Genomic DNA, 20,150 nt, shown 5'->3' with positions numbered 1-20,150 from the left:
TTTTCAATCCAGGACGCTGATAAGTGCAGATTTTGATACAAATTCTGACAACTCGGCGTCCGACCAATTTCGCATACTGGCTCTTAGCGGATCCAAGCGCGTCGACCCGCCACAATATAACAAGCTTGGCCAACGCGTCCGTCTCTTCCCTAGAAAGAGCTGCGGCATCGCCTCATTCCAGGCAAGTGCTGAGGCCGATTCTCCTGTACAAGCGGTACTAGTTTTGTATAGTTACGTTTATTATAATCGTGACTATACAAAACCCTTATCGGGAGCGCCGACAAACAGCGGCTGTTCCTCTTCTCGAAAAGCGGCTTTACCGACGCCTGCCGAGCCGAAGCCGCCGCCTGCGGGTGCCGCCTCGTAGCGCTTGCAGATATGGGGCTGGGGCAATAGAACCGATCCGCTTGGCCGCCCGCGCTTGGCCTAACGCAGCCGCTTCTCCCCCAGAAACGGGCTCGGTTCGTCGCGGTAGAGGACGGTCAGGGCGTGCATGGCGCGGGTGACGGCCACGTAGAGCAGGTTGCGATCGGCCTCGGTGGCGTACTGGCGGCCGTCGGCGTCCAGCAGCACCGCCTCGTCGAACTCGAGGCCCTTGGCTAGGCGCACCGAGCTGACGACGATACCGCCCGGGTAGGCGTCCGTTTCATCGGTGAGCAGCGTAAGGTCGTGATCGCGCGCAATGAGCTCAGCGTAGCGGGCGGCGAGGAAGTCCGATTTCGCGATGACTCCCAAGGTGCGCCGCCCCGAGGCACGCCACCGCTCGATGGCTTCGTCCACCGCCGCGAGCACCCCCACGGTGTCGCCGCAGCGCGCAAAGCGCACCGCCTCCCCATGGCGCTGGACGGCGACGAGACCCGCAACGGGCATCACCCGGGCGGCCAGCTCGGTGATCTCGCTGGTCGAACGGTAACTCGTCATGAGCCGCACCACCCGCGCGCCCGGATAATGGGCCGCCACCGCCTCGGGCGCCGACACCGCACGGCCGTCCACGAGCTGGTTCACATCCCCCAGGATAGTGCGATCGCAGCGGAACAGGCGGGAGATGGCCTCGTGCTGCACCGGCGTCAGATCCTGCATCTCGTCGATGACCAGATGGCGCACGGCAGAAGTGGGGGCGAATCCGTCGGGGCCCGCGAAGGCCAGGGCGCACAGCACGACGGGGAAGGCGTCCTCCCATTCCACCACGCCCTTGGCCGGCGCCTTAAACAGGGCGCTCTGGCCCGTGTCGGCTAAAAAGCGCTTGTACAGCGCCAGCGGGTTCTTGGCCCGCATCATGCGCAGGAGCCGCCCGCGCAGCTCGCGGCGCGTCGGCATGGTGTGGACATAGCGGCCGAAGGTCTTGCCATGGGCCAACTCCAACGCGTCGCCGGCGATAAGGTCGAGGCGCTCATCGAAGGGCACCGGCGCGTAAGCCGCAAAGCGCTCGGCGAGCCAGGACGCCTCGGCCACGTCGCCCCCGACGGCCAAGTCGCGCGGCTCGAAGAGCTCCGATGCCGCCACCTTCCCATCGCCGGAGCCCTTCTCCCCCAGCTGAGCGCCGAGCCACGCCGTCAACGAGGCAGCGAACGCCTCGGTGCCCTTGGCGGCAGCACGGGCCGCCCGAACCGGGTCGGCCTCATCGGCAGCCGACACCGGGAGCGCCACTTTCGTGATCCCTTCCAAAAGGAGGGCCGCCAAGTCGTGCAGGCTCCACTGCCGCACTGGCTCCTCGCCCAGCTCCGGCAGCACCCCGGAAATGTAGTCGGAGAACACCCGGCTCGGCGAGAGGATGGCCACCGACTGCGAGGTCAGCCGCTCTTTCTGGCGATACAACAGGTAGGCAACCCGGTGCAGCGCGATGGAAGTCTTGCCCGAGCCGGCCACGCCCTGAATGATAAGCGTGCCGGGCGCCTCATCGCGAATGACGGCGTTCTGCTCGCGCTGGATGGAGGAGACGATATCATGCATCTTCGCGTCAGACGTGCGCCCGAGAACCGTCGCGAGTACCTCGTCGCGCACGCTGGAGCTGGAGTCCACCGCGTAGCGCAGCTGCCCCTCCTCGATGGAGATCTGCCGCTTGAGCGCGAGCGTTCCCTCCCGGCGCCCGGCCGGTGCCTCGAAGGCGGCCGGCCCCGGCTCGAAGTCGTAGAACAGCGCGGCCACCGGGCTTCGCCAATCGGAGATGAGCGCCTGGTTCTCCCAGGTGAGGGCGAAGCGCCCGAGGTAGGTGATCTGGCGTGCGGCCGCCGTCTCGCCTTCGGCCGAACCGGCAGATGAGGACGCCCCTTCCTCGCCTTCGACGAAATCGACCCGGGCGAAGTAGGGCGAATCGAGCAGCTTCTCCAACCGGCCTCGGGAGCGATGGGCCAAAGCGGCCTGGGCGTCCATGCGGTTCAGCTCATAGGCAGAAAGATGCGCCTCCTCCGGCGCCAATTCGCCACGCGAGGCCGCCAGCTGCGCCCCCGCCTCGCGATGGCTCGCCTCCGTACGCTCGGCCAACCCGCGCGCTCGATCGACGGCCGCGCGCACCGCACCCAACACCTCGTCAAGGTGGGCTTGCTCTTCCGCTTCTATGCTAGGGGATCCTCCATCGGTGTCCGCATCGGCATCTGCGTCTGCAGACCGAAGCAGGGCTTCGTCATGTTCCGCATCCGCAGCCTTCTCCTTCCTCGTCCAGATTTCGCGAAACGCGGACGGCTCGGCCCTCGCTGAGCCCCGTCCGGGAAACCTGAGAGGTCGAAGCCGTGAGATGCGCCGACGTCAAGGGGAAACGCTATGCTAGCGGCCCCGCGCCTGAGCACCAGTCGCCACCGCACCGACCTCCACAAAATTCGCGCAACTTCGCTTCCCATGCTAAGACGGTATGGCTGTAGCGAGTCGTTTACCGTTTGATGCCAAGGGGCAGCAGCCAGACGTCAGCAGGGACAACTTCCCTTAGCATGGAACTCAGCGTTTACGTGGCGTCAAAAGCGTCGCCGACTGCGGCGCCCGATGCCGCTGTCGACCGCGGCGCTCGACGCCGCCGACCACGACACCCTACGCCGCCGACCCCGAGACAAGGAGCGCTCATGCCCATGAACCCCGCCGTCCAAGCGGTCATCAAGGCCATCACGCGCCTGCAGCCCGACGTGGCCAATTCCTGGAACTCCCAGCGCAAGGTGGAGGACGCCGCCGGCAAACTCACCATTGCCGACCCGCGCTGCCGCATCGACAAGATCACCGCCACAGCCGACGACGGCTACGAGATTCCCTTGCGCGTGTTCACGCCCCTCGACATCGACTTCTCCCTGAAGCGGGGCCTGCACGTGAACGAGGATCACCGCGGCACCATCCTGTACTTGCACGGCGGCGGCTGGGCCAACGGCGACGTGGAATTCTACAGCGACGCCTGCATGCGCACGGCGCTGAAGCTCGAGCGCCGCGTCATCGCCGTCGACTACCGGCGCAGCCCCGAGCACCGCTTCCCCACCGCGCTTGAGGACTGCTACGCCGTGGCGCGGCAGCTGTTCGCCGGCACGCTTATCCGCGACGCCGATCCCGGGCGCATCGTGCTCATGGGCGACTCGGCCGGCGGCAACCTCACGGCGGCCGTGAGCCTTCTCGCCCGCGAGCGCGGCGACTTCCGCCCGCGCACCCAGATCCTCTTGTACCCGCTCGTGTACAACGACCACTCCGAAACGACGCTGTTCGATTCCGTGCGCGACAACGGCGAGGACTACATTCTCACCCGCCAGGCCATCGTCGACTACATCGAACTGTACCTGCGCACGCCCGCCGATTTCCACGACTCCCGCTTCGCGCCGCTCATCGCGACGTCGCTGGCCGACCTGCCCCGCACGCTCGTCATCACCGCCGAGTACGACCCTTTGCGCGACGAGGGCGAGGCTTTCGCTGCGCGCCTGGATGCGGAGGGCAACGAAGTGGCCTGCTTCCGCATGAACGACGGCGTCCACGGCTACTTTTTGTACCCCTCCGTGCTCTCGCTCGTGCGCGACACCTACCGCCTCATCGCGCACTTCCTCGATGGCGACCCGCTCCCGAAACCCGGTGACCGGCCATGGCTGACGCTTCTTGGTACCGACTAGACAACGTCGGCAAGTTCTACGCCGCCCAGGCGGGAAGCCCGAACCAGACCATCTTCCGCTTGGCGGCCACCATGGCCGACGAAGTGGATGAGCAGGCACTGCAGCGCGCGCTGGATGCCACTGTAGCGCAGTTTCCCGGTTTCAACGTGTCGCTGCGAAGCGGCATGTTCTGGCATTACCTGGAACCTTCCGGCACCTCGCCGCGCGTGACTCCCGAAAACCTGCCCATCTGCTACGGCCTGCATGCCGGGCCCCAAAGCGTGCTCTTCCGCGTGAGCTACTATCGCCGGCGCATCAACGTCGAAGTGTCCCACATGATCTCCGACGGGCGCGGGGCCCTGGAGTTCCTAAAAGCGCTGCTCGGCGCTTACGTGGCCGAGCGCTACGGGTTGCCCGAAGCCGCCGCCTGCGCCTATGCGGGCACCGAGGCGCAGAAGACCGAGGACAGCTTCACGGCCAACTACGACCGCTCCGCGGCGGGAAAGGCGAAAAAGCCGCGCGTCTTCCATCTGACGGGCCTGAAGACCGACGCCGACCCGCTTTACCTGGAATACCACCTATCGGCCAGCGCCGTGCATGCCGCCGCCAAAGACGCCGGAGTCAGCGTCACCTCCTACCTCATCGCGGCGGTCATCTGCGCCGTGCGCACTACCATGACTGCCCGCGACCGGCGCCGGGCCATCCACCTGGACGTGCCCGTCGACCTGCGCAGCCTCTTCGGCTCGGCCACCCTGCGCAACTTCTTCGGGCTCGCTTTCGTCTCCTACACCCCCGGCGATGCCGATGCGCCCCTAGCCGATGTGGCCGCCGAGGTGCAGCGCCAGCTGACCGCCGGATGCGAGCCCGCATCCCTGAAGCGCCGTATGATGGCCATGATCAAGCTGGAGAAGAACCCACTTCTGCGCGCGGCGCCCCTCATCGTGAAGGATGCGGCGCTGGCCGTCGCCGACGCGCGCGCCGCCCGCGAGGTCACCACTACCGTCTCGAGCCTCGGCCGCGTGGCGCTGGACGAATGCACGGCCCCCTACGTGGAAGGCATCAGCGCGCTCACGTCCACCTCCGGCCTCAACTTCATCGTGTGCACCTACGGCGACGATCTATCCATCGGCATCTCCAGCCGCTTCCTCGGCCAGAAGGTGACCCGCGCCCTGGCAGAGGTTTTGGAAGACGAGGGGATGCGCGGATATCTGAACGCAAACCGCGACGCGCCGGCGTTCCACCGCCCCGGTCCGCTGGCGGCCGCCCGCAAGGCGGCTCCCGTGCCATCGGTGTTCCCGCCGAACTCCTTCGAGCGCAAGAGCACCCGCGTCCGCACGGTTCTGGCGGTGCTCACCCTTATCTGCATCGCACTTATCGCGCTTTTGGGCGGCACTGCGGGCGGCAGCGCGCTGGCCGTGGGGGCGCCGTGTGCGGCCGTGGCCCTGAACTGGCTGTTCGTGCGGAACATGATCGTGCACGCCCCCGACTTCATCCGCGTGGTTGAGCGCTACTTCCTCGTGCTTTTGGCCGTGGCGGGGCTGTGGTTCGCATCCACGGGAAACCTCATCGTCACCACCTACGTGGTGCCGGGCCTGTGCATGCTGGCCCTCGCGTTCAACGCGGTGCTCCTCATCGCCTTCCGCGGACCGTTTGTCACCGGATACGCGAAGTACCTCATCTACGAGGTGCTGCTCGGGCTCGTTCCCCTGGCGCTTCTGGCCGCCGGCCTCATCACCTGGCCGCCCTTGGCCATAGCCGCCGGCGCAGCCGCCGCGGCCCTGCTGGCCATCCTGCTCCTGGTCGGCCGCAAGCAACTGGCCGCCGAAGCCCGCAAGCTGTTCTCGCTGCGGTAGGCCACCTGTCTCCAGTCCCTACCCCACCACTGCCAGCACGATGGCGGCGGCCAGCACCGCCACGCACACGGCCAGGGCCACGAAGTCCTCGGCATGCAGCGGGTAGTCCTTGTAGCCGCTCGTGCGCGTGCGCAGGTTGAAGCCGCGCACCTCGGCGGCGATGGCGGCGGAGTTCGTTTTGCGCACCGAGCTCACCAGAAGCGGCACGCACAGCGGAATCATGAGCCGCACCTTCTTCGCGAAGGAGCCGTCGAATTCCACGCCGCGGGCTGTCTGGGCCTCCATGATGCCGGCCATGTCGTTCATGAACACGGGGATGAAGTGCACCGTGCTCGTGAACGTGAACGCGTACTTGTAGGGCACGTGCAGCTGTTTGACGGCCGCGTTCGTCAGATCGTTCATCTTCGTGACGTAGAACACGAGGAACAACGGAATGGCCGCCGCCATGAGGCGCACGATAACCGTGAGGGCCGCCAGCAGGCTGCCGGCGCCGATATAACCCCAGGGCAGAGGCACGAGCGGCATACCGTGGGGCGTCGTGAGCAGGATGACCACGGCCAGAATGAGCGAGAACGCGAACACCGCCTTGCACAGCCCCGCTGTCTCGCGGCCCAACCCGCACGAGGCGGCCATGACGAGCGCGGCGGCCAGAAGGATCAGCAGAAACACCAGGTTGCTCGTCACGAAGCAGGCGATGGCGATGAGCACCGCGCCGATGAGCTTCACACAGGGGTTCATGCGGTGCAGAAAGCTCTCCCCCGGCACATATTCCAGAAACTTGGCCATTAGTCGATCGCCTCCACTTCCACGGCTTCGACCTCCCTATCGCATGCCTGAGCTACCGCCGTCACCATTTGGGCCACGGTGTTGGCCTCGGCCACGGCCGCGGGACAGGCCGCCTCGCGCCCGAGGATAAGCGACACCTCGGTCACCTGGGGCGGTAGGATGTGCGCCTCCTTCAGCACGCGCCCGTCGCGCAGCACCTCGAAGGTGGGGCCGTCGGCCACCACGCGCCCGGCCGTCATGGCAATGACGCGGCGAGCGAAGTCTCCCACCACTTCCATGTCGTGGCAGACCATAATGACCGTGGTGCCGTTCTCGTTCAGCTCGCGCACCACGTCCATCACCTTCACGCACTCGCGGAAGTCGAGGCCCGTGGTCGGCTCGTCCAGAATGATGGTGGGCGGCGCCAGCACGATGATGGAGGCCAGGGCGAGCAGCTGCCGCGTGCCGCGGTTCAGCAGGTAGGGCTCGGCATCCGCGTCGAAGCCGAAGCGCTCGATCATGGCGTCCACCCGCGCCTCAGCTTCGGGCCCTTCCTCGCCGAGGGCCGCAAATCCGAACATGAGCTCCTCGCGCACGGTGTTGCAGCAAATTTGCCGATCGGGGTTCTGGAAGAGAAAGCCGATGCGCCGGGCCAATTCGCTCGTCTTCAGGGAGGTCGTGGGCACGCCGTCGATGAGCACCTCGCCGGAGGTGGGCTTCAAAAGCCCGTTCACGAGTCGCATCGTGGTGGATTTCCCCGCTCCGTTGGTGCCGACGAAGGCCACGAAGTCGCCGTTGTTCACCGTGAAGCTCACGTCGTTCAGCACGGCCAGCTCGCCGTCGTAGGACGCCGACACGTTCTTGAACTCGATCATGCGAGAACCTCCTTCAGCGCCGCCGCGGCCCCGGCCACGTTGCGCACCGTGGGACCGGCGTACAGACCTTGGGCGGAAAGCGCGTTCATAAGCGTCGTCGAGCGCGGCACGTTCACACCGAGCGCCAGCAGCTCCTCGGAGTGGGCCAGCACCGCGTCCGGCGTATCGGCGAAGCGGATGCGGCCCTCGTCAACGATGACAAGCATATCGGCATAATCGGACAGAAGCGCGATCTTCTGCTCCACCACGACGATCGTGGTGCCGTGTTCCCGGGCGTAGCGGGCCAGCAGATCGAACACCGTCACCGACGAGGCCGGGTCCAGCTCGGCGGTAGGCTCGTCCAGCACGAGCACCTTGGGGTGCAGCGCCAGCACCGAGGCCACCGCCACCTTCTGCTTCTGGCCGCCGGACAGGCTGTCGATGGTGCGGTCGCGCAAATCAGCGATGCCCATGGCGTCAAGCGCCTCGTCCACGCGCGCGGGAATCTCCTCACGTGGCACCGCGAAGTTCTCCAGGCCGTAGAGGATCTCGTCCTCCACCACCGTGGACACCATCTGCGAGTCGATGTCCTGGCACACACTGCCCACCAGCCGCGACAGGTCGGTGAGCGAGGCGTCCACCGTGTCGAGGCCCTCCACCGTGACCGAGCCGTAGAAGTCGCCCGGATAGCAGTGCGGAATGATGCCATTGATGGCGTAGGTGAGCGTGGACTTCCCGCTGCCCGCCGCCCCGGTGATGCCGACGAAGCAGCCATCGGGAATGGAAAGCGTGATGTCACGCACCACCGGCGCCTCCCCTTCCCGATACCGAAAACTGAACTCGTTGAACTCGATCATGATGACCTTTCTTGCTTGTAACTCTCCCAGGGCGGAACCACAGTCGAGTAGGCGCGAGATGCGGGGCGTGCCTCCCGCGCGCAGTTCATTGAAGTGCATGAGGAAGAATCCGCGGCCCTCGGAGAGCCCTGCACTTCAATGCTGTTTGAGCACGGGAGGCACGCCCCGCAGCTCGCGCCGGACCAGCAGTTTAACGCTTCAGCACCTTCTTCAGAGGCGTCGCCAGCACCTCGACGAAGATGCAGTTGAAGGTGGCGGTGCCCAGCACGATGGCCACGTAGGCCGCCATGGCCACGGCGAAGTCGCCGCCCACGGACACGACGTTGATGTAGGCGGATAGCGCCGCGAAGGTGAAGCCGGACACGCAGGTGGAGACGAAGGTGTTCACAAGCGGGTTCACATCCAGCTTGCCGATCTTCATGGGCACGCGGATGAGCAGGCCGCACACCAGAGCACCCAGCAGCTCCGAGGGGATGTTGAGCAGCGGCGTGGCGTTCAGCATCGGAATCTGGCACACGAGCCCGGCGATAAGGCCGATGACGAGCGACTGGGCGATCGTCGGGCGAATGAGAATGATAGCCAAGCAGTAGGCGGCGATGATGAAGTTCGGCTTCATACCGAAGGAGGCGAGAAGGCTGCCCACCGTGAGCTTCAGCACGGCACCGGCAGCCAAAAGCACCGCTACCAGAATGAGATCCTGAATGGCCAGCCCCTTCTTCTCGGATGCGGCCACGGTGCGCTTGGCACCGGCGGCGGGGGTCGCGGTTTCAGCGTCGGCGGTCATACGGAGTTCTGCCATGTCGATCAGTCCTTTCTCGGGCGGTTCCTCACCGCCCCTCGTGCCCGCGCCTGCGGGCGTCCTCTTCCGTAGCAATTGCTCCTTCGCCGACGCCTTTCGAGAGGTTCCCAGCCGACCCCAACAAAAAAGGGATCTGTCCTTCGCTTAAAGGACAGATCCCTTGATCTGCGGTGCCACCTTTAATTGATTCGCACGATGCGAACCCTCTCATGAACGGGCCATCACCCATTCTGCCTTTAACGCAGGCTCACGGTCCAGATACTCGGCCTCATCGGAACAAACGACGGCGGGCCTTTCCCCTTTCCCTCGGCGATCCATTTACCCTCTGGCGTTCTGCGGGAATCTCAGCTGCGCCCGCTCTCTGTGAGTGCCCGGATGGCTTGACTTTCGCCTCATCGGTTTAAGGTATATTCAATTGCTGGTTGCGTACTTTAGCACAGAATCCCGATCGCGCAACCCCTCAATTCGGCAACCTGCCAACGAACCGGCACATCGGGCTCTAGTTTTCACCCGTTGCGCCGACGAAGAACTTTGCCCAAGCAGTAGAGCGAAAAATGTGCAAAACGGGGTACTTCTCGTAGTTTTACCAGGCTCCAGGATCAGCTCAACTTCAAAACGGAACCATTTTCCCAGGTCGAAATTGTCCGCGTCGCCCCATCTAGTCCAAATGGCTACGAGAAGTGGGGCATTTTGCACAAAACGAGGCACCTCCTCGCAATGCGAGTACCACTTCGCAGATCGTCGCCGCCCGAAACCGACAAGCCATCGCGGTTCGCAGCCAACAGATCGCCTCGGTCGCGCTCGACAAGAACACCCCGAGACAGCCGCCGCTCAATCCCAGGCAGATCCGTCCCAGATACAATCTTCCAATCCGCTTTCGGAGTTCTGGACGCACTCCTTCAACCCGCCTTCGGAAACCTCCCCCTTCAGCCATTCGCGACGATGGTAGGCCTTCAGAGACCATCCCGTCGCATACAGTTTCCTCTGAGCGTTCCCGAAACTCTTGGCGCGAATTTGAATGCGCCTGCTCATGCGAGCCCCCGCCTCATGGGCCACGCTGCGCATCTCACTGCGATCGTACAGCTGCCGTGTCGTCACCGATATCACCTTGTAGCCATCGGCCTCCAATGCCAACCGCTTCGAGGAATCCTTCGCGATCTGTCGCGAAGTAAGATGCTCGGCATTCGAATCGTACTCGATCGCCAGGCGCGACTCGCTGTGACAGAGGTCGGGGACGAGTGTTTCCCTTTTGGCGATCTTGCGCGCTTTTTTGCTCGGCCTCACGCGTCGATTCATTTCCAATCCGGGGAGGGCATAGCCGCCATAACGATGGGGAATGCTCAGCACGGACCAAAGAAACGCCTCTGGCGGTGAAGCGGCATTATCCACCACGAATCGCAGCGCCGACTTCGCTGCCGCCGATCCACGTAGCCCAGCGTTGCGGCGGATAAACGACTCGATGCGACGTTTCGAGGTCAAAGGCGCTCTACTGCCCAGTCCGTTGCGCGATGACGGGTCGATGAAGAACATCCCGCACAGGGCATCGCCCGCTTTTAAAAGCTCGTGCAAAGGAAGAACAAGTGCGAGCTGCACGAAGCACAACTCGGGGCAACTTGCATACACGCCGTCAGCGATGCGAACGAACGGCTTCTCCCGATAGGGATAAATCGACACATGAGTTACTGCCTGGGGAACGGTGCTTTTGCGATGATCGGGTACGAGCGCGTGATAGGGCTGCGGAATCTGAGGGAAAATCTTCTCCAGATAAGCAACTGTCCGCGCCGTCGGGACACACCGCTTCAATGCATTTGTTCCCACGGCGCTCTTTGACGACGGCCGGCAAGGGGCCGACAGCCAATACGAGAATGAGGATGTGCCGTAGAGAACGAATCGCATGCAGGGCAGTTTAACGGCCCAGGCGTATCGAGGACGCACGAACGGCAGATTCACCAACTCTCCGCTGTGCCAACCGTTTCACTCATGGTTGCGGCCTCCGGGGTTGCACCTCCGCAGTCGGCTCGCCCGCGTCTGCAACCGCCCTATGCGCTGTCGGCTCCAAATGTGCAAAATGGGGCACTTCTCGTAGCCCAAAAGTGGACGCTTTATCCTCGCGATGACACTGAACAGGGATTTCTCGTTCAGTCCGTCGAAGGAGAGCACCCTTGCTTCCTCGAAAACTACGATAAGTGCCCCGTTTTGCCCATTTCGCACACGAAGCACCGAGGGGCTTGGCACAGGCCCTCGCAAAAAAATGCGCGCAGAACCTCTCGCCCGTCCCCGCAACGCTCTCGTGACAGACGAGGGCAGCGACTCTTTCGACCTCCTCGCTCCCCTATACTCGAAGATGCGCGGCGCTCTGCGGCGCCGTCGCATTGCCCGCCGGCCGTGCCGCCCATGCGACGCGCGCAGCACGGCGGCCCATTCGCAGCGAGACAAAGGAGCGCTCATGGATAACGTGGTTCTGGTCACCTTCGAAGACGAGGGGAAGGCCTACGAGGAGTTCAACCGCCTGAAGGACAACGAGGCGACGGCCGACTTCACCATTTTGGAGATGGCCGTGGTGAAGAACGTCGACGGGGCCATCATGGTGCCCGACGGATACCAGGACGGCTACGACGAGACCGACAACACGGCCTTCGGTGGGGTCATCGGCGCCGTGGTCGGCTTGCTCGGCGGCCCGGTCGGCGTGCTTCTAGGCGCCGGCATCGGCCTTGTGGCCGGCATGGCCATGGACGACAAGGACATCGATGACGATGACTCCCTCATGGAATACTGCGCGAGCGAGCTTACGCCGGGCGCGACGGCGCTCGTGATGCTCGCCAAGGAGGACAGCGAGGACGCTCTGGACGCCCAGTTCGACGAGACCTGCATCATCTACCGCTGGGACGCCGACGAGGTGAATGCGGAGGTGGAACGCGGGGAGGCTCTGCGCGACTCGTTGGCCGCCGAGACTCGCAAGCAGCTCCGCGAGGCCCGCAAGGAGGCTCGGAAGGCCCGTCGCGAAGCTCGCAAAGACAAGTAGCGCGCCGAGCCCGCTCAATGCGCTCGGCCCACGTCGAGCCCCTAAGCACAAAGCGGCCGCCCTCCACTCGGAAGGGCGGCCGCTTCCATTCCAGAAGGCGGTCGAAGCGTCTTACACGATCTTCTTGCCCAGGCAAGCCGCCAACTCGCGCAGCTCGGCGACAAGCTCGCGGAACTGGGCCGGCATCAGCTGCTGGGGACCGTCGGACAGCGCCACCGGCGGGTTGGGGTGCACCTCGATCATGAGCGAGTCGGCCCCGGCGGCCACGGCGGCCTTCGCCAAGGCCGGCACCAAATCGCGCTGGCCGGCCGGATGCGACACGTCGATGCACACCGGGTACAGCGACTGCTTGTGGATAACCGGCACCGCCGCGATATCCAGCGTGAAGCGCGTGGCCGTCTCGAAGGTGCGGATACCGCGCTCGCAGAGCACCACGTTGTCGTTGCCGCAATCGGTGATGTAGTCGGTGGCGGCGAGCCACTCGGCAATGGTGCCGGCGAAACCGCGTTTGTACAGCACCATCTGATGCGTATCGGCGGTCACCTGGCCGATCTTCTTCAGCAGGCTGAAGTTCTGGAAGTTGCGGGCGCCCACCTGCAGGCCGTCCACATAATCGCTCACGAGCTGGCAATGGGCCGAGTCCATCACCTCGGTAAGCGTCTTCAGGTTGTACTTATCGCCGGCGGCCTTCATGATCTTCAGGGCCTCTTCGCCGAGACCCTGGAAAGAATGCGGGTTAGTGCGCGGCTTAAACGCGCCGCCGCGAATCCAGTGCAAGCCCAAATCGGCCACGCACTCGGCCACTTCCTCGAACTGCTCGGCGGACTCCACCGAGCAAGGCCCGGCGTAAATGGTGATCTCGTCCGTGCGCTGGCCGAGATCGGGAATGGGGGCAATCTTCACTTCGCTCATACGGACGGCGTCTCCTTCATGATCTTCAAGATGGTAGCGTAAATCTCCCGGAGGTTCTCGTTGTAGAGCGGCCCCTCGTTGTAGCTATCCACCCGCGCGAAGATTTCCTCCTCGCGGCGCGCGTCGTACAGACCCAGATGCGCACCGGGTTTCAGACCACGGATGACCAGCGAGTGGCCGGCGCGCTTGTTCAGAAGCGCGACGATCTCGCGGTCGATCTCATCGATCTGCTCACGATGCTTCTGAATCTCGGCAAGATTGCTGTTCTCTTCAGACATCGCTTTTCCTTTCGTGTACCAAAAACTTGAACGAGCCTGGCCGCACCGCCCTAAAGCGCCGCCGCCCTCGCGTGGCGTTCATGATAGCAAAGACCCCCGTCCGCACGGGGGTCGCAAGGGAAAACGGATATAGAAGCCCTTAATGGGCAGGCATCGGCAAAAACGAAGGGCGTGTCCAACGCGTCGGCGCCGAGGATGTCGCCGATCCCGACCTGCGCGATTTGCCACGCTGCACGGCGCCGGGGCGGCCCAGGGGCGCGCTGTCCCGCGAGGTACTCGCCCCGCAGCAGAGACGTCTACCGGCGCGAAATCCCGCCGGCCTTCTTCTCAGAATCGCGGGTGTACCACTCGATGAACAGATCTACCGCGCCGTTGACGATGAACGTCGCGCCCAGCACGAGCACGAAGGTCATGGAGGCGCCCCACGGGTTCACCACGATAAGCACACCGCCGATACCCACCAGCACCGCCGTCGCCAGCACGGCAATCCAGATGCTGCTGCCGAAAGCGCGCAGCCCGAAGGCGCGCACCACGTTCACGATAGCGAGCAAAATGAGCACCACGCCGAGCACCACCGAAAAGAACCCGGCGATCACTTTCGGAAAGATAAACGCAATGAGCGCGATGATGACGTAGAACACCGCCGACATAAGGGTGCCCGAATCGCGGTAGCGCACACTGCGCTGACGGAAGTACGACACAAGCCCCGCCGCGCCCATGACCGCGAGCGCCACGCCGAACAGCAAGATGATACCCTGCACGGTAATGGACGGATAGATCATCAGAAACAGACCGAATGCGATGCAAAGCACCGCCTGCACCATGTTATTCGATCGCACCAAGTTCAGAAACTTCTCCATGACGCTGCTCCTATCGCCCGACCCGTACGGCGTTCTCGCCTCGATCCGATACCGACGGGCGCCGGCCCCTCCCATGGCGCACTCGACATCGAAGCTATCTCTTATGGGCGTCATGGTAAAGCGAGCGCACAAAACCAAGCCCGTCGGGGGCTCCTTGAAAACAATCGGTTGAACAGAGATGAAGCTTGCCACCATTCCGTCAACAAGAGCACCCGCGCGAAATAATGCTGTTGCCATCTTGTTAACAGCGGGGATAGCTCTAGCGTCGCGCAGACTCCAGCTCCAGACCCAAGTCATCGCAGTACGCCTGACAACCTTCTAGCAACTTGGGAAAGTCCCCTTGCACCACATCCCAGACAATATCGGTGTCTACATCACCATAGGCGTGGGCAAGCCGATTGCGAACGCCCTTGATAGCCCGGCGCTCGAATTCGTAGTGCGCAAGGGCTTCGTCGCTGAGCGAACCGGCTTCCTCAGTCACCCGGAGCACCCGATTCATGATGGCCTCCGAGAAAAGCCGATCCGCATCAGTAGCGGGCCTTTTGAAGCGCTCCTCGGTGATGCCCAAACGCTCAATTTGCCCTTGGGTCTCCGTGATGAGATCGAACATTTCCTGAATGCGGGCGAGATCAGTGGCCTTAGCGCTCATAGACCAGCACCTTCTCCCGCTCGATGGCCGCGGCGAGGTTGGGATTCTTTATCTGCTTGGCCGTCACCACGTCGACGGCGCGCCCGCAGGCACGTTCGAGGTGCTTTTGGAACTGGGACACCTCGAACAGGGTGAAGGGGGCCGCCCCATCGTACTCGAGGCGAACATCCACGTCGCTTTCGGCAGCGAAATCCCCGCGGGCGAACGAGCCAAACACGTAGCCCTTCGTGATGGCGGCGAAACGGGCACACTCAGAGGCGACAGCTTCAAGCACATGCGCCCTTTCGGTCTCGCAGACCTCGCGCGCCATGCCAAAATGGGACACGCAGTCCTTATTCGCGGCCTCGTTCAACCGCTTAGCCTCGCTCGCGTCGCCCCCGTCCACGGCCGTGCATGCCCGTGCGTCTTCGAACTTAATCACATGAGGGCACACGGCAGCGTAGCGCTCGACCAGCGCCTCACCCTCGTAGCCTTCGGCGATAAGCCGGCGCAGCACGTCAAGGGACATTCCCTCGTCCTCCACGTTCAGCGGCTTGATGAGCAGTCCCTCGTCGGTTTGCTCGATGAGAGCATACTCGGTGAAGCCCATGTCCTTATAAGCTTTTGCCGGAATAGTGATCTGCCGCTTGCTGGACACTTTGATCCGCTGCGGCGCCATGCGAGCCGCCTCCGCCATGCTTTCCTCCTCACCAAGCGCTTGGTACCAAGCTTCCAAGCAAGTATAGCATAAGGCGACCCGCCAACTACTGACAGGTCGCCTAAGCTTAGTGCTGTTATCTACTTGTGGCTTATGCGGTCAGGGGCTCGAAATCACCATCGGGCTCGACTGCCGCAACGGCACGAGCGGAGACGCGCTCGGTCTCGGTCGCGGGCACGAGCAGCTTCGAGCCCAGGGCCATGAATCCCAGCGTACCCACCGACACGACGCCCAGCACGATCAGCACTTCGGGCACCGTCGGTGCGTAGGAGCCGAGAAGCGCCCAGCCGCCGTCGGACATGATGCCCGGGGCGCCCTCCACGTTCGGCACGATGAACGAGGTGAACAAAAGCCACAGGCGCTTGCAGAGCACGCCGGCGATGACGAGCACGCTCGCCCCCACCACGAGCCCCGTGCGCTCGCGGTTCTTCGCGAACACCAGCACAAGGAACGGGACAACCAAGCCGCCGACGATCTCGAACCAGAAGAACGGCGACGTAGGCCCGCTCGTCATGAGCGCCAGCGTCTCAGCACCGGCCGCCCCAGGATAGGCCATGGTCAGTACCTCGCAGAAGATGAAGAACGCGTCTACAGCGATGCAGGTGGCCAGAAGCCCAGCCAGCGATGCCATAAGCTCGCGGGAGGTCTCGAACAGGCGCGCCTTCTTCAGCGCGGCCAGCACGCACAGCAGAAGCGCCAGGCCCGAGTCCATGGCCGAGGCCACGAAGATGGGCGCCATAATGGCCGAGTACCAGCCCTCCTTAGCAATTTGCAGACCGAAAATCCAGGCGGTCACCGAGTGCACCAGAATGGCGCAGGGCAGGGCGAACCGCGAGATAACGGACACCGCGTGGTCGTTGCCACGGCGCATGTTCACCAGGTACAGCACGTTGATCACCAGATAAAGCGTGATGACGCAGATGTCCCACACCAGAGGCGAGGTGGGATTGGGGCCGGTCACAATACGCCAGATGCGCTGGATGCCGCCCAGGTCGATGAGGACGAACATGCCCGCCAGACAGATGCACACCGTCGATAGGATGATTGCCGGCATAGCCACAGCCTTGAAGCGCTTGATGTGGAAGACGCTCGCCGAGGAGGCCACGATAAGGCCACCGGCGGAAAGCCCCACGAAGAACATGAACATGGTGATGTAGAGACCCCACGACACGCCGTTGGACATGCCCGTCACCGCCAGGCCGCCGACCAGCTGGAAGATGTAGGCTCCGATACCCGCCACCGACAGCACCGCAAGTACCGCCGTGAGCAGTTTGTTCTTGGTTAGAAGTTCCATTTCTCGAACCTTTCAGAATGAGGGAGAGAAGGCGGGGCGCCAGCCACAAGGGGCCACATTTCCCCAGGGGATCTCGTCAAACCCCCGAAAAGAGCTGCCGGACCGGCTTATCAGGCCGTCGGCGCAACCGCCCCGCCGCGCATTGATCGCATTAATCGAAGTAGTAGACCTGCGGACGCGTGCCCTGCTCTTCGAGAAGCGCGTGAGCCTTTCGCTCGACGACGGCCTTCGACACCTCGGAGGCCGGATCGTCCAGGTCGCCAAAGATGCGGGCATGGGTCGGACAGCACACGACGCACATGGGCTCCTCGCCGCGATCGGTTCGCTCGCGGCACAGCGTGCATTTCTCGGCCACACCGCGCGGGCGCACCGGCACTTCCGCATCGCCGTAGTTGAAGTCCACGTCGCGCACCGGCTCTTCCCAGTTGAAAGAGCGCGCATTGTAGGGACAGGCGGCCATGCACATGCGGCAGCCGATACACTTGTCATAGTCGATCTCCACGCGGCCCATCTCGTCCTTGTAAGTGGCACCCGTCGGGCACACGCGCTGACAGGCAGGATTCTCGCAATGCTGGCAAGCAACGGGGAGGAACGTGCGCGTCAGGTTCGGATAGGTGCCGACGGCTCCGTCGATCACGTCGCACCCCTCGGTGGTAACGCGGTTCCAAAGCATTCCCGTGGGCACGTTGTTCTGCATTTTGCAAGCGTTCGCACAGGTATGGCAGCCAACGCAACGCTCGAGATCGATGGCAATTCCCAGTTTCGTCATGGTAGTCACCTTAAGCCTTTCGCACTTCCACTAGCGTGTCGTTGAAGGGAATGGGGGCGCCGGTAAGAAGGTCGGCGTCGCGTTCGTTCACATGATCGTTCGTCACGTTTTGCGGATTCCCCGAGATGCAATCCTTCGACCACGCGGCTTCGTAAATGCGCGCGGAGGTGGGGCGAATGGCGTTGTTCCCGAAAGCCTGGCAACTGAACGATCCGCGATCATTGAAGACTTCCACGGCATCGCCATCCTCAAGTCCGCGCTCGGCCATCGCCTGCGGATTCAGCTCGATACGCGGCGTGTAGAACTGCGCGAGCCACGCCGCACCGCGGAAATGGGAGTGCACGAAGAATCGCGTGCGGGTTTGGGCAAGCTGCAGCGGATACTTTTCCATAAGCGGATTGCCGTCGAAGACCTCGTTGTTCTCCTCCCACTGGGGAAGCGCCTGACCCGAATGGTGCTGGGGCTCGTAGTAGATCTCCATACGCCCCGTTGGCGTGGGGAATTGGAGATCGGCGTACCCGATGCGCGGCTCCTCGATTCCCGCCAGGGGCATCGTATTGTGGTTCTGCACGAGAGCGTCGAAGGTGATGCCGGCCACCAGCGGATCGGTCGCCTCATCGATCTGGAAGCGGGCCAGTTGCTCGGCGCCTTCGGGAAGCACCGATTCGAGACCCACCGATTTGGCGATAAGGTACATGACATCGTAATCGGGCTTCGACTCGAAAAGCGGATCAATGCATTTCTGCGACAGCTGAATATGGTTGTAGCCGCCTCGCACAATGCTGTGCTCCACCGTGTCCTCGAACTTCGAGCATACCGGCAGCACCACATCGGCAAAAGCCGCGGAATCCTCGTCGTACATGCCCACATGCAAAATGAAGTCGAGCTTCGGCAGCCATTCGCGCGTCTTGTTCATGTTCGCGTAGTACTGCTGCAAGGTGTTGCCGAGCGATATGATGACATGCACGCCCGCGTCCGTATCGGCGAAACGATCGGCACGCACGGGAATGTCTGCCGGCACCATATCTTCCGGCAAGGGCCACGCCGCCAGCGCCGCCCCATAGCCCTGACCGCCGCCGGGGTGCCCCAAAGCCGCACCAGGCTTACCAATCTGCCCCGTGAGCGCCGTGAGAATTACCATGGCGTGACCCTGGATATCGGGGTTCGAGAACTTGTCTGAACCACCGTAGCCGAAGCACAGATAGGCAGGACCGCCGGTAGCGTACTTTTCCGCCAGCGCCTCGATGACCTCCTGATCGATATCGCATTTCTCCGCGGCCCAGGCGGTGGTGTAGTCTTTCTGACTGGCCTTAAGCTGCTCGAACACCGGAACGACTTTCTGGCCTGCGACCTCATATATACCTTCAAGCGCGGCAGAAACACCGGGAGCGTCATAGGGAACAGCCGCATTAGTCGCCGTGTCCCATACGAGATAGTCGGCGGGATCGGCGGCCTCGCCGGTGGCAGGATCGATCTTGGGCGTCTTTCCGCTACGCAGCAATTCGCCGGTAGCCAGATCCAAGAGGAACGGCATAGAAGTATGGGCGCGCATATAGTCCTCGTTGTACCATTTGTTGTCGATGATATGCGAGATCATCGACAAGTACAGCGCGCCATCAGTTCCGGGCTTGAGAGGAATCCACTGATTTGCCTTCGATGCCGTAGTCGAGAAATGCGGATCCACGACAATGATTTCAGCGCCGGCTCGTTTTGCGTCGAAGAAATCATCGGAACGCATGAGTGAGGTCTCCAAGAAATTGATACCGCTCAAGATAATAGTCTTCGCGTTCACCCAGTCCCGCGTCTCGTTGGAGCACGACGCAAAGCCACCGCCGCCAATGGCAGGATCCACACCGTTGCCGATACCTCGATCGATACCCGGCTCCACACCCGTGCCGGCACCCAGAATCGAGGCGAGCATGCCAAAGCGCGGTTCGTTAGAGGCGGAAATGTAGACCGACTCCTTGCCGTAAGCGTCCCAGGCGCGCTTGAGCTCGGTGCCGACGATCTCCATAGCCTCGTCCCAGCTGATCTTCTCGAACTTACCTTCTCCACGTTCGCCAACGCGCTTCAGGGGCGTTTGCAGACGCAGCGGACTATACACATGCTCTATCTCGGAAAGACCCTTCATGCAGCAGCGCCGATATTTCGGATCAACGGCATCGCTCGGTTCGATCTTCGCCAGATGGCCGTCGCGCACCGTGCACTTGATGGAACAATTTCCCTGGCACATGAACTGGTGCAGGGTGTAAATCGTTTTCTCGCCGCCGTCAGCTGTGGCTTTCGTCGGTGCCAGCGCGCCGCCGCCAATGGCCACGCCCACAGCGCCCGCGCAGGCGAGGCCCGCGGCTGCGGCGCCGGTAGTCTTCAAGAAACCGCGTCGAGTGAGTCCGCCCGTGGGATGGGTTGCTTCGGACATCTCTCCTCCTTTGAATTCCCAGGGATCGAGCCGTGGGACGCCACGCGCACCTGCGGCGAATGCATGCGCCGCGAAT

The 20,150-nt window shown here is 63.1% G+C and carries 17 protein-coding genes; 3 read left to right on the top strand and 14 right to left on the bottom strand.

The window, feature by feature from the left end:
- Positions 1 to 426 precede the first annotated feature (426 nt).
- Positions 427 to 2,481, bottom strand: a complete 2,055-nt coding sequence (locus ACW4LP_RS00780) for a HelD family protein (protein WP_455803379.1) — start codon at positions 2,479 to 2,481, stop codon at positions 427 to 429.
- A gap of 569 nt (positions 2,482 to 3,050) precedes the next feature.
- Here ACW4LP_RS00780 and ACW4LP_RS00775 point away from each other — a divergent pair.
- Together ACW4LP_RS00775 and ACW4LP_RS00770 are read left to right on the top strand one after the other, a co-directional pair.
- Positions 3,051 to 4,067 (top strand): alpha/beta hydrolase, encoded by a 1,017-nt coding sequence (locus tag ACW4LP_RS00775; RefSeq protein ID WP_114549144.1) that lies wholly within the window; start codon positions 3,051 to 3,053, stop codon positions 4,065 to 4,067.
- On the top strand, positions 4,040 to 5,899 hold the full coding sequence (locus ACW4LP_RS00770) for a DUF6320 domain-containing protein (RefSeq protein ID WP_455803378.1): 1,860 nt from the start codon (positions 4,040 to 4,042) through the stop codon (positions 5,897 to 5,899). The genes ACW4LP_RS00775 and ACW4LP_RS00770 overlap by 28 nt, the downstream gene beginning before the upstream one ends.
- An 18-nt stretch (positions 5,900 to 5,917) precedes the next feature.
- Here ACW4LP_RS00770 and ACW4LP_RS00765 read toward each other — a convergent pair whose 3' ends face one another.
- The 5 genes from ACW4LP_RS00765 to ACW4LP_RS00745 all read right to left on the bottom strand — a co-directional run bounded on the left by ACW4LP_RS00765 (position 5,918) and on the right by ACW4LP_RS00745 (position 10,992).
- Positions 5,918 to 6,685, bottom strand: coding sequence for an energy-coupling factor transporter transmembrane component T family protein (locus ACW4LP_RS00765; protein ID WP_418686075.1), 768 nt, complete (start codon positions 6,683 to 6,685; stop codon positions 5,918 to 5,920).
- Positions 6,685 to 7,539 (bottom strand): energy-coupling factor ABC transporter ATP-binding protein, encoded by an 855-nt coding sequence (locus ACW4LP_RS00760; protein WP_455803377.1) that lies wholly within the window; start codon positions 7,537 to 7,539, stop codon positions 6,685 to 6,687. The genes ACW4LP_RS00765 and ACW4LP_RS00760 overlap by 1 nt, the downstream gene beginning before the upstream one ends.
- On the bottom strand, positions 7,536 to 8,375 hold the full coding sequence (locus ACW4LP_RS00755; RefSeq protein ID WP_455803376.1) for an energy-coupling factor ABC transporter ATP-binding protein: 840 nt from the start codon (positions 8,373 to 8,375) through the stop codon (positions 7,536 to 7,538). Before ACW4LP_RS00755 ends, ACW4LP_RS00760 begins: the two co-directional genes overlap by 4 nt.
- Positions 8,376 to 8,565: 190 nt before the next feature.
- Positions 8,566 to 9,174 carry a hypothetical protein gene (locus ACW4LP_RS00750; RefSeq protein ID WP_117284736.1) on the bottom strand — a complete coding sequence of 203 codons (609 nt, stop codon included), beginning with the start codon at positions 9,172 to 9,174 and terminating at the stop codon, positions 8,566 to 8,568.
- Positions 9,175 to 10,005: 831 nt separating this feature from the next.
- Positions 10,006 to 10,992 (bottom strand): hypothetical protein, encoded by a 987-nt coding sequence (locus tag ACW4LP_RS00745; RefSeq protein WP_117284737.1) that lies wholly within the window; start codon positions 10,990 to 10,992, stop codon positions 10,006 to 10,008.
- A 628-nt stretch (positions 10,993 to 11,620) separates the two neighbouring features.
- Here ACW4LP_RS00745 and ACW4LP_RS00740 point away from each other — a divergent pair.
- Positions 11,621 to 12,196, top strand: coding sequence for a DUF1269 domain-containing protein (locus ACW4LP_RS00740; protein WP_161127740.1), 576 nt, complete (start codon positions 11,621 to 11,623; stop codon positions 12,194 to 12,196).
- A 111-nt stretch (positions 12,197 to 12,307) separates the two neighbouring features.
- Here the strand turns inward: ACW4LP_RS00740 and aroF are convergent, their stop codons facing one another.
- The 8 genes from aroF to ACW4LP_RS00700 form a co-directional block, all read right to left on the bottom strand.
- Complete coding sequence (aroF, locus tag ACW4LP_RS00735) at positions 12,308 to 13,108, bottom strand: 3-deoxy-7-phosphoheptulonate synthase (RefSeq protein WP_455803375.1); 801 nt, start codon at positions 13,106 to 13,108, stop codon at positions 12,308 to 12,310.
- Positions 13,105 to 13,386, bottom strand: coding sequence for a chorismate mutase (locus ACW4LP_RS00730; RefSeq protein ID WP_022739332.1), 282 nt, complete (start codon positions 13,384 to 13,386; stop codon positions 13,105 to 13,107). Before ACW4LP_RS00730 ends, aroF begins: the two co-directional genes overlap by 4 nt.
- Positions 13,387 to 13,682: 296 nt before the next feature.
- A complete protein-coding gene (locus ACW4LP_RS00725; protein WP_022739331.1) occupies positions 13,683 to 14,246 on the bottom strand; it encodes an HdeD family acid-resistance protein in 564 nt (187 codons plus the stop codon).
- A gap of 259 nt (positions 14,247 to 14,505) precedes the next feature.
- Entirely contained in the window at positions 14,506 to 14,895 is a 390-nt protein-coding gene (locus ACW4LP_RS00720) for a HepT-like ribonuclease domain-containing protein (RefSeq protein WP_117284742.1), read from the bottom strand.
- Positions 14,885 to 15,571, bottom strand: coding sequence for a nucleotidyltransferase domain-containing protein (locus tag ACW4LP_RS00715; RefSeq protein WP_161127741.1), 687 nt, complete (start codon positions 15,569 to 15,571; stop codon positions 14,885 to 14,887). Before ACW4LP_RS00715 ends, ACW4LP_RS00720 begins: the two co-directional genes overlap by 11 nt.
- A 112-nt stretch (positions 15,572 to 15,683) precedes the next feature.
- The gene (gene nrfD, locus ACW4LP_RS00710; RefSeq protein ID WP_278570713.1) at positions 15,684 to 16,886 is read right to left on the bottom strand and encodes an NrfD/PsrC family molybdoenzyme membrane anchor subunit; all 1,203 of its coding nucleotides are present in this window, start codon (positions 16,884 to 16,886) and stop codon (positions 15,684 to 15,686) included.
- 151 nt (positions 16,887 to 17,037) lie between these two features.
- Positions 17,038 to 17,655 carry a 4Fe-4S dicluster domain-containing protein gene (locus ACW4LP_RS00705; RefSeq protein WP_223900593.1) on the bottom strand — a complete coding sequence of 206 codons (618 nt, stop codon included), beginning with the start codon at positions 17,653 to 17,655 and terminating at the stop codon, positions 17,038 to 17,040.
- Between the two features lie 10 nt (positions 17,656 to 17,665).
- On the bottom strand, positions 17,666 to 20,074 hold the full coding sequence (locus ACW4LP_RS00700) for a molybdopterin-dependent oxidoreductase (protein ID WP_278570711.1): 2,409 nt from the start codon (positions 20,072 to 20,074) through the stop codon (positions 17,666 to 17,668).
- Positions 20,075 to 20,150 lie beyond the last annotated feature (76 nt).

Source organism: Adlercreutzia sp. CNCM I-6215 (genome assembly GCF_977072315.1).
The sequence above is the reverse complement of the archived record's forward strand: the minus strand, read 5'-3'. Positions and strand labels throughout refer to the sequence as shown.